This is a genomic window from Brevibacillus ruminantium, assembly GCF_023746555.1.
Lineage (GTDB): Bacteria > Bacillota > Bacilli > Brevibacillales > Brevibacillaceae > Brevibacillus > Brevibacillus ruminantium.
In genome coordinates this window covers 4,282,654-4,298,215 of the sequence record NZ_CP098755.1, presented here as the reverse complement: position 1 = coordinate 4,298,215, position 15,562 = coordinate 4,282,654, and the positions used below count along the sequence as shown (strand labels likewise).

Below are 15,562 nucleotides of genomic sequence, written 5' to 3'. Positions count from 1 at the left end.
TTACGATAATCGTTACTATCCTGAATTCAGCTTGAAAAACATCTTGTCCAGCGAGTTATGACATCCTGATCATTGCCCTGCATGATGATAATCTTTAATTATGTTTTTGAAACAAAGGATAGCAAGTAGGAATTTAAGGCTCAGTTAGTATTCGTTGCCTCAAACAAGTAACCATCACTTGTTTGGGGGTTTTTGTATTTCGACTTTACTTTCGTTTCTACATGATGTAGAATGAAAAACAACACGTAGAAACGAAGGGGTGAATCTATCTGAAATGAACATTACAAAAGCGGAAATGGAGATCATGCAGGTCATTTGGGAATGCGGGCGGAGAATGACAACGAAGGAAATTGGTGAAAAGCTGCCGGATAAAAAACCGACGACCATTCTTACGTTGGCAGGCAGGCTAATCGACAAGGGTGCTCTGCATGCTGTCAAACTCGGAAGGTCCCATGCGCACGAGTATTGGGCGGCAATCACGGAAAAGGAATACTTGAACAGGCAAACAGAGAGCTTTTTGCACACGATACATAACGGTTCTGCCAAAAGCCTGATCAGTTCGTTGTTGCAGGCGGAGAAGTTAACCAAAAAGGACATTGAGGAGCTGCGGGCATTAATCAATAGCGAGGCTGATGAGAATGATTAAATGGCTGTTGATGACATCGCTGGCAGGCAGTATTTCAACCCTTTTGCTCATGTTATTCAAGGCAAGACTTGCAGCCAAGTATGGGGGACGCTTGTATTATGGCGCCTGCTTGTCGGCACTGCTGCTGTTTATTTTGCCACTCCAATTACCTGTGCCAGCGCTTTACTCCCACTCCATATCTTTTGAAAAGAACATCGTCGATGACAGCGCAAAAGAATCAGCAGCCCAGACAGTGAAGTTGATGTCCGGACAACCAGAGAATCCACTGAACGGGGTTAATGAAGAGAATGGCAGTCCGATTCTCAGCGTTGACCAATGGCTACTGATTATCTGGGCTTGCGGTTTTATCGTTACGCTGTGTAGATACTTGCTAGGTTATTTCTTGTATAAACAAAAAATACTGCGTGAGTCCAAGTGGATAGATAGCGTGGAAAAGCTGGATGTAGTCGTCTGCGACTATGTGACCTCGCCTATGCTGATCGGGTTCTTGAAGCCGAAAATCGTTATGCCAAACGTAAAAATAGACGGAATTGATTACGAAATGGCCGTACGACACGAATGGATTCATTACAGACAAAAGGATGCTTGGTTTAAGCTTTTGGCTGTATGGATCAATAGTGTGCATTGGTTTAATCCGTTCTCTTATATGGCTTTGGCAAATTTGAGCGAAGCCTGCGAATATGCGGTAGATGAAAAAATAACGGAGCATATGACGGCAGTTGAGAAAAAACGCTACAGTGAGATGATTTTACAATTTGCTGCCAATGCTTCACCTGCGTTAAATAATCATTTGGTCGACCATAAAAAGCTGCTAATCAGGAGGTTTCGACTTATTATGAAGAAAAATTCAGGAAGAGGCAAAGCATTCTCGGGCATCCTGCTAGCCGTCATGATGGGGGCTGCTTCCGTCTTCACCTCGTCTGTTGTGTTTGCAGAAGCGACAAAACCGCTAACGGAATATAGCGGAGGAATCACAACCTACTACAATACAGCTCAGACACTGGAACAAAATGTCCAAAGCACGCTAGGCATTCCCTCTTCGACAGAAAAGACGCGAGTTGAAGTCAAATGGAAAGCTTTGTATATCGATAAGGAAGGGCGAAAAATAGGTTATTTCAATCGTACAGAGCCTTACTATAAGGTGGAGCTCAAATGGCAGGACAAAGGATCGGCTGTTGCCAGCATGACAAGCAAAACGATGTCCATCGGGGGGCAGACGGTGACGGTTGCTTTCGGGGATAAAGCGGTCGCTTACAAGGATGATCGTGTCATCGAAAAAATGGTTGAGAACCAAATCACGTTTGAGATGAACTACCAAACCACCGATAGTCGTTTCATGTATGACCATAAGGCTTTCGTGAATGAACTGATCAAGCGGGGAGCCTATGTGATTGAGGAGGTTGTGGCACCGCAGCAATTTACGTATGAGTTCAGGCAGACAAAAGCTGGAGGACAGGTAGGGGCAAAACCGCTAACAGCCTATGACAAGGTGGACGTGCTGACTCCTATTTTCAAGGGGGACGTGTTGCTCCCTAAGCAACCAGATGACAGCGACGGAAGCAAGGGACAGCAGATTGGCAATTCCTTTGTCGTGAAGCCAGGAGAAACAGTAGCGATTGATCTAAAAGAAACCACAGATAAGACGCCAACAATCAGCCTGGCTATTCTGGATGAAACAACAAGTGAAATGACTTACTGGAATCCGGCGGCAGCAAATGGTTACCGCTATATTTTTACACCGGGTCAAAATGGCCTGAACCATACTTATAAAATCGTCGCTAGTGGAGAACAGCAGGATACTGTCAAAATCGAGATTTTTACGTATCAGACAAAAAGCGAAACGGCGAAGTAACGAGTGGCAATTGAATAGAGGATAAATGAAAAACGAAATCCCAAACGAGTATGAATATACCCGTTTGGGGTTTTTTTTGTCCATGTAGCTGCCATAGAAGAGGGGGAGGAATGAATCTGTCTGTTCTTAGTTTCATGAAATGGAATGTAGACACCGAAATGCTTTAAAATATACTCCGCGCAGCGCCACCAATGAAAAAACCGGAGTGGCCGCAAGTTACACCTTCATCCAGACGGCCTGCGCGCGACCCTGACAATACACTACCAGCTTACCCCAAACTTCCTGACCATCCAAAACAGCAGGAAGTCATCTCCAAAAATCAGTGCTAGCAAACAGATTCGTATCCTTCCGCACAGGTTTTACGTAATGTTTCTAGGAGAATCCGTAGAGATTCATGTAAGATATGCTAGTTCCTTTCCGGAGTTTTTCGATTATTATTTTAGGTGTATTTGAATCGCCAGCATCAGGAGGATATCACATTGGTCTTCAGTTCCGTCAGTTTTTTGTTTTTCTTTTTGCCGCTTGTCTTTGCCTTCTACTTTGCTGTTCCGTTTGCATATAAAAATTCGATCTTATTGATTTTCAGCTTACTCTTCTATGCCTGGGGTGAACCGAGGTACATTGTTCTCATGATTTTATCTATTATCCTGAACTATGGTTTCGGGATATGGATAGATCAGGCTGAAAATCATAGAAAAAAGAGAACCGCGATTTTAACGTTGGCGATCGCGGTAAATATCGGACTTCTGGGTTTCTTTAAGTATGCGAATTTCTTAGTGGATGTTGTGAACCAGGTCCTGCAAACCGATTTTTATGTAACACCTGTGCCGCTGCCGCTAGGCATTTCTTTTTATACGTTCCATGCACTCAGTTATGTAATCGATGTGTATCGAAAAACAGAAAAAGCGCAACGAAATCTGTTCAATTTGTCGCTCTATATCACATTTTTCCCGCAGCTTGTAGCAGGTCCGATTATTCGCTACAACGCTGTCGCCGAACAACTCAGCAAACGCGTATTCTCTTCCATCCAATTCGCAGAGGGAATCAAACGATTTATTTTGGGGTTGTCGAAAAAAGTACTCTTGGCTAACCCTTTGGGCTTCGTAGCTGACACTGTGTTTGCCACACCTGTCATGGATCTTTCGTCGGGAGGGGCCTGGATTGGAATCATCGCCTATACTTTGCAGATCTATTATGATTTTTCGGGCTATAGTGATATGGCGATCGGACTGGGGAAAATGTTTGGCTTCGAGTTCGCGGAGAATTTCAACTATCCATATATTTCCAAAAGTATTTCTGAGTTCTGGAGACGCTGGCACATTTCACTTGGCAGCTGGTTCAGGGACTATGTTTATATCCCGCTCGGCGGAAGCAAGGTAGCTCCCTGGAAAATCTATCGCAATTTATTGATTGTGTGGGCGCTGACGGGGTTCTGGCATGGGGCAAGCTGGACGTTCATTGCTTGGGGGATCTATTACGGCATTTTGATCGCTCTGGAAAAAGCCGGTCTCGAAAAGATGCTGCTCAGAATCTATCCGTTAAACCACGTTGTCGTACTGCTTCTTGTCATGATCGGATGGGTTTTCTTCCGTGCCGACAACTTTGGGTATGCAGCAGATTTCATCCTGGCGATGTTCCATTCACGTGGCCACGACATATTCGATTCTCAAGCGCTCGCGCTGTTATCGATGAATTGGGTTCCCTTTGCCATCGCGATCATTGTTGCCGCACCGATATATCCGAAGCTACAAAAATGGCAATTCGGCAAGCTGATGACAAATGTACAAACTGGTTTTGCCTTGCTATTCCACTGCTTCCTCTTTGCAGAAGTGGTCTTGTATCTGGTCAATTCCACCTATAACCCTTTCTTGTATTTCCGATTCTAGTTCGACAAGAGGAGTACCGACATGAGTAAACCGGTTTCAATCGCTTATATGGTTACTTTTTTCACGATTATTTTCGGGTTCGCGATAGCCAGCCTCTTTTCACCGGAAAAGGATATCTCTGCTATCGAGAACAGAGCGCTCGGCAAGCTGCCCGATTTCAGCCTTGAAGCTGTTACTACCCCCCGTTTCTTCGAAGAGATGAATCAGTATTTCAATGACCAAATTGTCCTTCGCAACGAAATGGTGAAGCTCTATCAAAAGCAGCAAAACTCCAGGTTGTTTAACTCCATGCTGTTTGAAAACATCATGCGCGATCAAACCCAGCACAAACCCGAGGAAGGAACAATCGTAGACGATTCTCGCATCGTGTCCAATTTGGTTCTGATCAATCGCAAATGGATTTTGCCTGTTCCGGATAAAGCTGTTCATACAAGCGAAATTGACGCAGCAACAGCAAATTTAAACGACGCGGTTGCATTCGCCGAAGCTCAAAAAACAGAAACGTTTTTTGTCTTTAATCCGTCGAGAACGATTTCGCTGATGCATTTGTATCCGCCTTACCTGCAGACCGACGCGTATGTCAGATCGAGAGACTATTTCTTGTCGAAGCTCGATAAAAACATAAACGTCGTGGATTTGAGAAGCAGGTTTGATACCTTTACGAACGCGGAGTTGGAGGACCTTTACCTGGAAACCGACCATCATTGGAATATCAAAGGTGCGTTTCTGGCCTATCAAGAAATGATCCGCCAAATCTCAAACAAGTCGTCCCATTTCAAGGGTGAGCCGATGTCATTGAGCGACATTCACGTGTCTGCATTGTCGAATGGCAGATTTGAGGGCAGCTATAACAGGCAAATCCATGATGCCGTTGATCCCGAAAAAGCCGATCGAACGATGATCTATGAACCGAAAGTGCCGTTCACATTTCAACATTTTGAAGTGATCAATACGGATGGAAAGCAAACCATTCGAGACTTCAGCGATTTTTACGGTTACAAAAGCGGGCAAAGCCCGGTTTCTTATGGAACCTTCTTTGGCGGAGACAGACGAAAAATCACGTATGAAAACCCGAAAGCAGGCAATCAATTACATGTCCTGTTGCTAAAAGATTCATTCATGAATCCGATTACGCCGTATCTGGCACAAAGCTTTCAAAAACTAACGGTATACGACAATCGCTACTACCCGGAATTCAGCTTGAAAAATATTCTCGCAAGCGAACATTATGACATCCTGATTATCGCTTTGCATGATGATAATCTTTATAGTCAAAATTACAGTTTTGAAAAATAAGCCCCCAAGCAGGGGATAACGGTTTTGTTGAAACAAAAAATCAAAATTATTTTAGGTATTTTTGCTCCGGATGAGTAATAATTCTACATCTGGGGCTTTTTTTCGCCCTTTAACAGCTACGGGAACCGACCAAAGGTCAAAGCGAACCGAACATAGCAAGGAGAAGAAAAGTTTTTCCCTCGTCTCGGATATGGCCAAAAAGTGCGGCGAACCGGCGCAGCAGCTAGCGTTTCCTTGCGGGGCAGGAACGGATTTTTTCAAGAAAATTGAGCATGCATCAATATTTTGTCAACAAAAAAGGAATATGTTGACATTTATTCAAATAGCAATTATGATGTAGCTCAAAATGGAAAAAATCATATGAAATGGTAAAAAAAGGTTGTTTTTAAATTCACAGCTAACTAAATATGTATCGGGGGTGTAATTTTTGGCTACGACAACAGTCATCGAATGTTCCCCTCCAGTCAGTCAGCAGGATATTGAAGAAATTCTCCGCACCTTTTCTTACAGCAAACACATTGTGCGAAATGGAAAACACTTTATTATCGGCAATGGAAAAATTTCTCGCAAAGAGCTTCCCTTTATCCACGATTCATTCACTCTAAAGTATGTTGACTCTCCTTTTCCTCTATGCAGTCAAGAATTCCAAGCAAAAAAATCAGTTGTGAAAGTCAGAGACATCGAAATTGGAAATGGTTCACCCGTAATCATCGCAGGCCCCTGCTCCGTTGAAAGTAGAGAGCAAATCCTGACGATATCGACCAATTTAGCGGCAGCAGGATGCCATATTCTTCGTGGGGGTGCTTTTAAACCAAGAACATCTCCGTACAGTTTTCAAGGTTTGGGTCATGATGGTCTCAAGTTGTTGGCTGAGGCGCGGGAAATGAGCGGGCTGCCATTTGTCACAGAGGTTCTCACCCCAGTAGATGTTGAGTTAGTTGCCGGATATGCGGACATGTTGCAAATCGGTGCGAGAAACATGCAGAATTTCGCGCTCTTGCGTGAAGTGGGGAGAACCAAGAAACCGGTTCTGCTTAAGCGAGCGCCTTGGGCTGATGTTGTGACTTGGTTGCAAGCCGCAGAATACATACTGGCCGAAGGCAACTTTGAGGTTGTTTTATGCGAAAGGGGGATTGCTGCGACTCAGGCCTCCTCTGGGCGGCATCTTGATCTGGCCGCTGTTCATAAAGTTCAAAACCTTTCCCATTTGCCGATGATTGTAGATCCAAGCCATGGAACGGGAGACAGAAGATTAGTCGGTCCCATGGCATTAGCTTCCTTGGAAGCAGGCTGCGATGGTCTGATGCTCGAAGTTCACCATCAGCCCGAAACCTCCCTGAGTGATAAAGAACAGGCAATATCTCTGGAAGATTACGACGGCATGCTAAAGAAAATCAAACTGTTGAACAGTCAGATGTTCGTTGATCCTATCAAAGCATGAGGAGGTTACATGCATGAAAATCATCGATATCACACACGGCTTTTATCCGGATATGCCATCCTATGAAGCAAAGTGGTACCCTAAGTTCGCGATCAAACCGGTCATGACACCCGAAACCGATCCAGCACCAACGAGACGCACATTTACCCGTTTGGAATTGTTTGCTCACAATGCAACTCATGTTGACGCCCCCAAGCATTTTTTCGAGGATCGGGAATCTTTGGATAGACTGCCATTGGATATTTTTATCGGAAGGGCATGCATCGCCGACCTTTCATACAAAAAGCCCTTCGAGCCCATTACTGCGGATGACATCGAAAAAGCGGTCAGGGATATCTGGGAGCCGGGGAGTCGACTCCTGATTCGGACAGACTACCTTTTGCACAACTGGGGCAGGCCTGACTTTTGGGACAGACCGCCGTATTTAACCCCTTCCGTTGCGGACTGGGTGATCGAAAATAAAGGGGTTCTGATTGGACTGGATTGCTTGACTGAAAAACCAGGTGATGTTGAATCCCCTGTTCACTTAAAGCTGCTTGGCGAAGGAATTCCCATTCTTGAGTATATTACGCATCTGCATCTTGCGGAATCGAAAGTAAGCTGCCTGTTTGCGCTGCCTACCAAAGTGGAAGGCGTAGAAGCTTCTCCCGTACGAGCGGTTCTGCTAGAAAATGTGATGGAGGCTGCCTTTTAATATGAAAACCAAAGTATCCTTGCTTCGCGAAGGGAAACATGTCTCAGAGACCGTTGAGGAATTGCTTCATCTATTAGGAAATCCACTGGATGAGCTTCAGCCGGGAATGAAAGTCTTGATCAAACCCAATATGTTTCAGGTGAAGCCTGGATTCCACAGCAACCCCGAAATCATATGTACATTAGCCAGATTGGCTTTTGAAAAAGGAGCAAAGGTGACGGTTTCTGAAAGAACTCGAAATATCTATACGATTTTAAAGGACTCCGAAATTCATCGATATGCCGAGGTCGTAAGCCTGGACGATGTCCCTTTGCGCGTGGCACCAATCAATGAAGCAACCTCGCTGCGAGTGCCGTTGGCCTTCCCTGAAATTGTTTTGGATTGTGACTATTTTATTGGGGTGCCACAACTTCGCACTCATGCAGGTGTATTGGTGACCAACGCGATGAAAAACTTGGTTGGGTTGCTCCCGGGCTTTACGACCAGAGTCGTCCACATGGCTGGAGTAGAAGAGTCGGTTGTCGATCTGAACATACTGCGGCACCAGCATTTACTTGTCTGTGATGCAACAACCGTGATCGAGGGGAATTATCCGATGGAAGGGGAAGCCACGCGTGTCGGCATCGTATCGGCATCAACGAATGCCGTGGCAATCGATACCGTCATGAGTACGGTATCCGGATATGACCCACTGGAGGTGGAGTATCTGCGCGATGCTCATGAACGGGGGATGGGACCCATTGCGATGAACGAGATTGAAGTGCTGGGTGCACTCCCGTCTGATGTGGCATTTCAGATGAAGCGGGCTCCCTCCGCTCCTGTTTCACCGAAAGAAACGATTAAAATTCACGCAGATTCCGCATGTGTCCAATGCCAACGCTACATCGCGGGAGCATTGGAGAAGCTCACCTCAGAGTTGGATGAATATCAAGGGGAATTAACCATCCTTTCCGGCCCGATGGATTCGCTGCCGGAACTGCATGGGCAAGTGGTGTTGGTTGGAAACTGCACGTATCAACATCGTCAAGCCGGAATCTACATCGAGGGCTGCCCTCCGCGTGCAATCCAGCTGGCAGCATTTAAATACGCATTAGGCCAAGAGGTAACCGAAGATCAACGAACCCAATTCCGCGTGCCTCATGGAGGTTAGCCATATGCAGAATATCGCCGATGGTCAAAAGAGAATCGTTACGATTAAGCGTTGCACGATCAAGCGATCAAACGGCTCATTCATCGGATTCGCGCGGAAAATGAGTCATCTCGAACCAATGATGCTAATCGAAGGAGAATTTACTGCGTCGGGGAGACAAAAGCTGTTTTTGGGAGGGGCAACTCTTCGGTTCACCGGAAAAGGGGAGGACTCCCTCTCTTATTGGCAGGATCATGCCAGAAATGATTACCTTGCCAGCCAGGACCCCCTCAACCATTTGGTCCAATTGCAGAGTGCTTATGATTTTCGGGGAGATGATTGTCCGGATTTTCTCAGGGGATTATTTGGATTTATCGCTTACGATGCCGCCAGAAGGTTTGAAAGACTCCCAACTGTTCCTTCCAAACAAACTACAAGCCTCCCTGACTACGAGTTCTTTTTACCGGAAATTGCTGTTTTATTCGACGAGGACAGTACGTCAGTTGTATGTCTGTCCGTCTACGGTGAATCTTATACAGCGGAGCTCATGAAAAAAACGATTGAAATGTTGCAATCCCCCGAGGAGCAAAACTCTGAAAATGAGCGGCAATCCGTTGAAAACATCTCCGTCTCAACCAGTTTTTGCAAAGAAGAGTATATGAGAGCGGTAGAAAAAGCAAAAGAGTACATTTTAAACGGAGATATCTTTCAAGTTGTCCTCTCTCTGCGATTAGAGGTTCCTTTTTCTGGATGTCCCATCGCTTCATATCAATCTCTCGCTCGTCTGAATCCTTCTCCATTCCAGTACTGCTTCATTACGAAAGAATTTCAAGTCGTGGGTGCTTCTCCAGAACCGCTTGTGATCGCAAACGGCAAAAAAACAGTATTAAGGCCATTGGCAGGTACACGTCGCAGGGGCCATACAGACTTCGAAGACAGAATGTTGGAGAAAGAGCTGCGTTCGTCTGAAAAAGAGTTGGCAGAGCACCGTATGCTAGTGGATCTGGCTCGGAACGACCTGGGAAGGGTATGCGCCATTGGCACCGTTGAAGTTGACCGTTTGATGGAGGTGGAGTACTACTCGCATGTCATGCACCTTGTATCAAATGTGGTTGGGGAGCTTGATCAGAAATGCTCGGTTTCCGATTTGGTTCGATCAAGCTTTCCGGCGGGGACGATGACAGGCGCGCCCAAAATCCGTGCCATGGAAATTATTGAGGAATTAGAACCGGTAGATCGAGGACTGTATTCCGGTGGCGTCGGATTCCTGGCCGGGGATACGTTGAGTCTCTACATCACTATTCGGAGTATCGTGATCCAGAATGGCGTAGCATTCCTGCAGGCGGGAGCCGGTATCGTATTTGACAGTGATCCCGAACAGGAATACCAGGAATGTTTGAGCAAGCTAAGGGCTGGATTGGCAGTACTGGGTGCAGAAAAGGAGGTTTTCGGTTGATCTTTGTTCTGGATAACTACGATTCCTTTGTCTATAACCTCGTCCAATACTTTGGTTGCTTGGGGATAGATTCGGTGGTCAGGCGAAATGATCAAACGACTATCGAAGAAATTCAGCGCTTGAATCCAACGGCCATTCTCATTTCGCCGGGGCCGTGCAGCCCGAGCGAAGCGGGGCTTTCTATGGAAGTGATTCGGCGCTTTGCCGGGGAAATTCCCATCCTTGGCGTTTGTTTGGGACATCAAGCGATTGGTCAGGTATTCGGAGCGGCGATCAGAAGGGCCAAACAACCGATGCATGGCAAGGTATCTCTTATTACCCATGATCGCAGCGGGGTGTTTGCAAACCTGGAGAATCCCCTGCAGGTGGTTCGCTACCACTCTCTGGTCATTGACCGCGACACGCTTCCTGACGAGCTGGAAATTACGGCTCTTTCCGATGACGGTGAAATCATGGGGATTCGTCACAAAACCTTCCCGATCCATGGCGTGCAGTTTCATCCGGAGTCGATATTTACTTCACAGGGAATGAAGATGCTTGACAGCTTTATTGCGACCGTCAAGATGTTACGTCCACAGCTTCATCTATAAAGGTATAGGGGTGAAATCATGAACGATATTTTCAATCGAGATTTCAATGATTTGCCTGATCTTGACGAGCTGATTGTTGAGACCATGCGGTGGCATTTCAGTTCAAAAACAGGATCACCTTTTTGGCTCTCTTACAGGAAACAGCTCGATTTCGATCCGCTTACAGACATAAAAACGGTTGAAGACCTCAAACGCTTTCCGGATGTAAGCACCTTGTGGCGAGACATTCCGGTTCGAGATTTGATCCCTCAGGGATGCTTAACCGATGAGTGGAGATTCCTGGTCTTCGAAAGCGGAGGAACGACTGGCGCCCCCAAAAGAATTATTGAGATGAACTCGAGGAAAAGAGGGGTCGAGTGGGTCAATCATGTACTGCAGATGCATCAGTTTCCCGATGATGGGGATTGGATACATATTGGCCCTGCTGGACCGCATGCGGTAGGAAGATCTGTCGGTTTATTGGCGCAGATGAGAAAGAAACTGTGCTACTACATTGATTTTGACCCCAGATGGGTGAAACTGTGCATAAAAAACAAGAAGGCAGAGGAAGTCAAACTCTATATTGACCACGTGATAGAACAAGCGGCAAGCATCCTGGAAACACAGCCGGTATCCGTCATTTTTGCTACCCCTCCGGTGTTGGAAGAGATTTGTTCACGGCCAAAGACGCTGGATTTATTCAGGAAACGGGCCAAAGCCATTATCTGGAGCGGAACAAGTATATCCGATGAAACGCTTCGGCTGCTGGAGGAAGAATTCTTTCCTGATTCAAAAATAATGGGTCTCTACGGAAATACGATGATGGGAATTGCGATCCAACGGCCACCCCACCCAGGTGATTTGGACCGGTGTGTTTTTCAGACATTTTATCCGTACTGCTTCATAGATGTGGTCGATCCTGAAAATCTGCAGCAAACAGTAGAGTACGGAAAAGCAGGGCAAGTGAAAGTAACCCTGCTCAGTCGGGAATTATTTCTCCCCAATAACCTGGAGCGGGATGTGGCTGTAAGAAATCAGGCAACGGATGTTTTCAAGTCGGATGGTCTTTCGAAGGTGAAAGTTCTGAAGAATCAGCAGCAAAGCATTATTGAAGGGGTGTACTGAATGGATCAGATTCCGATCCTGAGGCCCGCCGGAGAGTATCTATCCGAAGACAAAACAATCATTACCGGGGTAAATCATGAACCGATTGCCGAAATGAGCCTCGCTCCCCCTTTGTTGCTGCAGATGATTGTGAACGAACTGAAGAAAGCGGCGACACAGCCTTACGCACAGAGGGTAGCGGCTATATCCAAAGCCGGAGAAATTTTTGCGGAAGGAATTGTTCAGGGAGAGACGCCGGAAGCGTTTTGCTTGAAACAGGCCAAAGCAACGGGTGTACCGATCAGTGTGGTCACACGCAGTCTTGGCGAAATGAAAACGTACATGAATAACATTTCAAAGGTTGTGGAGAGTCAGCGTCCACAAGGTGCATCCCGTTTATTGGAAGGTTTGGATCTTGAAAGCGGCTCTTCGGCATTCTGGATGCCGCGGGGAAAAACATTGACCGTCATCGCACCGAGTAACCATCCGATGACGCATGTAAGCTGGATACAGGCGCTTGCCTTTGGGCTGCACGTGATCATTCGTCCAGGAAGCAGAGATCCTTTTACCCCCTTGCGCCTTATCCGCAGTCTGCTGCTGGCTGGTTTGGAACCGACCCAGTTGGCCTACGTTCCATGCTCATACGCAAATGCTGAAAAGATGATAAATGCAACAGACTTATCCATCATTTACGGAAATGAAAAAACGGTAGCAAGCTATCGAAATCATCCCCATGTCCTGGTCAGAGGCCCGGGCCGTTCGAAAATTCTTGTCGATGTGGAGGAAGTGACTGATGAGGTAATCGACGTATTAGCAGCTTCGGTTGCTGCAGATGGCGGAGTGAGATGCACCAATGTCAGTGCGATCTTTGTTCACAATCATTTTCATGAGGTGGCGGAAGCACTCGCTGAAAAGCTGGCCAAGATCCCGGTTTTCCCTTCCAACCATCCAAAGTCTCAGCTTCCAAGCGTTCCCGCAGCCGAAGCGAAGAAGATCCGGCAATCACTGGAAGCGTTGATGGGCGATGCGCAGGATCTCTGCTGCCCATACTATCCGGACGGTCCTGTCTCGTACGCTGAAGATGGATCGGCAATCCTGCGCCCGTCCGTAATATTGTCGAACGGTCATACTTCCCCTGGATTTGGAATGGAGCTGCCATTTCCTTGTGTCTGGCTCTCACCATGGGAGGAGAATGATGGCATTGAGCCATTAAAAGACTCCCTGTGCGTTACATTGCTAACTGAAAACAAGCATCTCGTCAGGCAATCACTGGAAGACCATACCATCCGTAAAGTTTTTTGGGGAAGGATACCTACCTGGTATAGTACCCCTTACATTCCGCATGACGGATATGTAAGTGAATTTTTGTTGGAATCAAAGGGTTTTGTCAAAGAGGGCGGGGGATATTTTTCATGAGAGCAGATGGGAAAACCGTACTGGTGACGGGAGCTTCAGGAACCGTAGGAAAACAGATCGTGAGGAAATTCCTGGGCGAGGGCGCTCATGTGATTGCGCACTGCTTTCGTCATACGGAAAAACTAAATGATCTCAGCGCAGAAAAAAGAGAAAGCCATCAAAAGCTGCTGGTCTTGTCTGCAGACCTGACGAACCAGCATGATGTCAGGAAAATGATGAGCGTAACGGAAAAGGAGTTCGGGCAACTGGATATTTTAGTGAATAACGCGGGTGGTGCCCGACCGCGTCCGCTCCTTGAACTTGATGCAGAGGAATGGACGTCGTGTATCGAGCTAAATTTAACAGCGCCGTTCTTGTGTACAAAAGAAGCTGTCCCGCTTCTTGAGAAGTGCAGGGGTACCATTGTAAATATTTCCTCCGTCGCAGGTTTAACAGGAGGCGCGTTTGGCCCCCACTATGCATCGGTTAAATCGGGCATGGTGGGTCTAACAAAAAGCACTGCGCGAGAACTTGGACCATTGGGAATTCGTGTGAATTGTATAGCTCCGGGGCCTGTTGAGTCTCCGATGACTGACTCTCTTGATCCACAAGTGATGGATGCCATTCTAAAAGCGACTGCGCTGGGTCGAGTCGTTCAACCGGAAGAGGTCGCAGATGCAGTATTTTGGTTGTCGACTGCCGATGCGATCACAGGGCAAACCTTGGTCATTGATGGGGGAAGGTTTTTTCACTGACAATAAAATTTAGAAAATTGAGGTGTTTCGGATGCGTCAAAAGAAAAAAGTGCTGCTGCTAAGAGGGCTGGATATATCGGTCGTGAATCCCCATCTCACTCACATTAACCAATATGCGAAGGAAAATGCGGATGATATAGAACTAAGTCTCGCGTATACGGAGGGACTTCCAGAGGAGAACCCGGAGGTTTTGGACGCAGAGAAATACTTTAACGGGAACGTGTATTACTTTCCGACTGATGTCAGTCATATGGAGTTGGCCCAATTTGTCATTGAAAATGGTTTCGATGTCGTGGTTTCCATATCCATGCCGGATAAAAACAACGTAAGAGACTCGCGGTTGAAGGAACATTTGGAAAAAAATCACGGAATCAAGGTCGTTGCTCATTCACTTGAAGTATGTGAGCTCATGTGTGACAAATATCGGACCGAGCTGCATCTGAAAAAACATCATTTTCATCCGATTCCGAGCCACTTTGTCTATAACCTGGAAGAGGCCAGGGAGGTTGCGCAGGCGATTGGCTACCCGATCATCATCAAGCCTTCGGAGTTGTGTCTGTCAGAAGGAGTCGAGTACATTCAATCAGATGAACAGCTCCATGATTACTTTGAAAAGTTTGGCTTCCCCAAAATGATGCAAAAATTCCTGCAAGGAACACAGATTTCTGTAGAAGTGATTGGACAAAAAGGAAACTACATCGACATGGTTCCGATCAGCAAAGAGGAAACGGGATTTAGCGAGCATTGCCCACTGGAAAAGTTCAGGGTCGGGCCGATCAAAAACACAATAGGCAGCAACGAAGAACTGGGGAGAATTTCACGTGAGATTGCGGAGTCGCTGAACATGGAAGGTGCAATCGAAATTGAATACATCATCGCCGATGGTCAAATCTATGTGCTGGAAATCAATCCACGTACCTCCGGCTGCGTAAACTTGAGCATTGCTTCTACTGAATTGAACACGTACACGCTTTTGATCGATATGGGATTGGATCGGTTTGATCTCCACCAAGTAGAGAAGAAGAAAAATTATGTTTGCGAGTTTCCGGTTAAAAAAGAGCTGTCCTATGAGGATCTGACCTACCTCTTAAAATTGCCAGGCGTCATTCATTTTGAGAGGAACAAGGCCGAGTGGTTTGAACATGAGGAAAACTTTAACCTGACGAACTTCGGGAGATTTTATATAACCGGCAAAACCCCCGCTGACATTCGCGGAATACTGGATGATTTCCGCAGGGTAACAGGAGACTTGGGCTTTGAAGAAAAAATAGATGTTTACCTGGCAAAAGACGAAGAGGTTCTTGTGTAAAATAGCGGGTCAATAAGATCTATGATGGAG

Annotated in this window: 13 protein-coding genes; all 13 read left to right on the top strand. The window is 46.4% G+C overall.

The window, feature by feature from the left end; translation table 11 throughout:
• The first annotated feature begins 274 nt into the window (after positions 1–274).
• The 13 genes from NDK47_RS21100 to NDK47_RS21040 all read left to right on the top strand — a co-directional run bounded on the left by NDK47_RS21100 (position 275) and on the right by NDK47_RS21040 (position 15,532).
• On the top strand, positions 275–646 hold the full coding sequence (locus NDK47_RS21100) for a BlaI/MecI/CopY family transcriptional regulator (protein ID WP_251871728.1): 372 nt from the start codon (positions 275–277) through the stop codon (positions 644–646).
• Complete coding sequence (locus NDK47_RS21095) at positions 639–2,498, top strand: M56 family metallopeptidase (protein ID WP_251871727.1); 1,860 nt, start codon at positions 639–641, stop codon at positions 2,496–2,498. Before NDK47_RS21100 ends, NDK47_RS21095 begins: the two co-directional genes overlap by 8 nt.
• Before the next feature lie 479 nt (positions 2,499–2,977).
• Positions 2,978–4,384 carry an MBOAT family O-acyltransferase gene (locus NDK47_RS21090; protein ID WP_251871726.1) on the top strand — a complete coding sequence of 469 codons (1,407 nt, stop codon included), beginning with the start codon at positions 2,978–2,980 and terminating at the stop codon, positions 4,382–4,384.
• A 21-nt stretch (positions 4,385–4,405) separates the two neighbouring features.
• Complete coding sequence (locus NDK47_RS21085; protein ID WP_251871725.1) at positions 4,406–5,680, top strand: DHHW family protein; 1,275 nt, start codon at positions 4,406–4,408, stop codon at positions 5,678–5,680.
• A 427-nt stretch (positions 5,681–6,107) separates the two neighbouring features.
• Positions 6,108–7,121, top strand: coding sequence for a 3-deoxy-7-phosphoheptulonate synthase (aroF, locus tag NDK47_RS21080; protein ID WP_251871724.1), 1,014 nt, complete (start codon positions 6,108–6,110; stop codon positions 7,119–7,121).
• A 13-nt stretch (positions 7,122–7,134) separates the two neighbouring features.
• Positions 7,135–7,815, top strand: coding sequence for a cyclase family protein (locus NDK47_RS21075; protein WP_251871723.1), 681 nt, complete (start codon positions 7,135–7,137; stop codon positions 7,813–7,815).
• Position 7,816: 1 nt separating this feature from the next.
• Positions 7,817–8,965, top strand: coding sequence for a DUF362 domain-containing protein (locus tag NDK47_RS21070; protein ID WP_251871722.1), 1,149 nt, complete (start codon positions 7,817–7,819; stop codon positions 8,963–8,965).
• A 4-nt stretch (positions 8,966–8,969) separates the two neighbouring features.
• A complete protein-coding gene (locus NDK47_RS21065) occupies positions 8,970–10,400 on the top strand; it encodes an anthranilate synthase component I family protein (RefSeq protein WP_251871721.1) in 1,431 nt (476 codons plus the stop codon).
• Complete coding sequence (locus tag NDK47_RS21060) at positions 10,397–10,990, top strand: anthranilate synthase component II (RefSeq protein ID WP_251871720.1); 594 nt, start codon at positions 10,397–10,399, stop codon at positions 10,988–10,990. The genes NDK47_RS21065 and NDK47_RS21060 overlap by 4 nt, the downstream gene beginning before the upstream one ends.
• A gap of 18 nt (positions 10,991–11,008) precedes the next feature.
• Positions 11,009–12,094 carry a phenylacetate--CoA ligase family protein gene (locus NDK47_RS21055; protein WP_251871719.1) on the top strand — a complete coding sequence of 362 codons (1,086 nt, stop codon included), beginning with the start codon at positions 11,009–11,011 and terminating at the stop codon, positions 12,092–12,094.
• The gene (locus tag NDK47_RS21050) at positions 12,095–13,489 is read left to right on the top strand and encodes an aldehyde dehydrogenase family protein (protein ID WP_251871718.1); all 1,395 of its coding nucleotides are present in this window, start codon (positions 12,095–12,097) and stop codon (positions 13,487–13,489) included.
• Complete coding sequence (locus NDK47_RS21045) at positions 13,486–14,223, top strand: SDR family NAD(P)-dependent oxidoreductase (protein ID WP_251871717.1); 738 nt, start codon at positions 13,486–13,488, stop codon at positions 14,221–14,223. The genes NDK47_RS21050 and NDK47_RS21045 overlap by 4 nt, the downstream gene beginning before the upstream one ends.
• A 31-nt stretch (positions 14,224–14,254) precedes the next feature.
• Positions 14,255–15,532: an ATP-grasp domain-containing protein gene (locus NDK47_RS21040; RefSeq protein ID WP_251871716.1), complete on the top strand. Its 1,278-nt coding sequence runs from the start codon at positions 14,255–14,257 to the stop codon at positions 15,530–15,532.
• Positions 15,533–15,562: the final 30 nt, after the last annotated feature.

What these genes read in the sequence shown, in the direction of transcription:
- NDK47_RS21040 (WP_251871716.1), top strand. Translation starts at nt 14,255, where the DNA reads ATGCGTCAAAAGAAAAAAGTGCTGCTGCTAAGAGGGCTGGATATATCG.
- NDK47_RS21100 (WP_251871728.1), top strand. Translation starts at nt 275, where the DNA reads ATGAACATTACAAAAGCGGAAATGGAGATCATGCAGGTCATTTGGGAA.
- NDK47_RS21065 (WP_251871721.1), top strand. Translation starts at nt 8,970, where the DNA reads ATGCAGAATATCGCCGATGGTCAAAAGAGAATCGTTACGATTAAGCGT.
- NDK47_RS21050 (WP_251871718.1), top strand. Translation starts at nt 12,095, where the DNA reads ATGGATCAGATTCCGATCCTGAGGCCCGCCGGAGAGTATCTATCCGAA.
- NDK47_RS21045 (WP_251871717.1), top strand. Translation starts at nt 13,486, where the DNA reads ATGAGAGCAGATGGGAAAACCGTACTGGTGACGGGAGCTTCAGGAACC.
- NDK47_RS21075 (WP_251871723.1), top strand. Translation starts at nt 7,135, where the DNA reads ATGAAAATCATCGATATCACACACGGCTTTTATCCGGATATGCCATCC.
- NDK47_RS21085 (WP_251871725.1), top strand. Translation starts at nt 4,406, where the DNA reads ATGAGTAAACCGGTTTCAATCGCTTATATGGTTACTTTTTTCACGATT.
- NDK47_RS21095 (WP_251871727.1), top strand. Translation starts at nt 639, where the DNA reads ATGATTAAATGGCTGTTGATGACATCGCTGGCAGGCAGTATTTCAACC.
- NDK47_RS21070 (WP_251871722.1), top strand. Translation starts at nt 7,817, where the DNA reads ATGAAAACCAAAGTATCCTTGCTTCGCGAAGGGAAACATGTCTCAGAG.
- NDK47_RS21055 (WP_251871719.1), top strand. Translation starts at nt 11,009, where the DNA reads ATGAACGATATTTTCAATCGAGATTTCAATGATTTGCCTGATCTTGAC.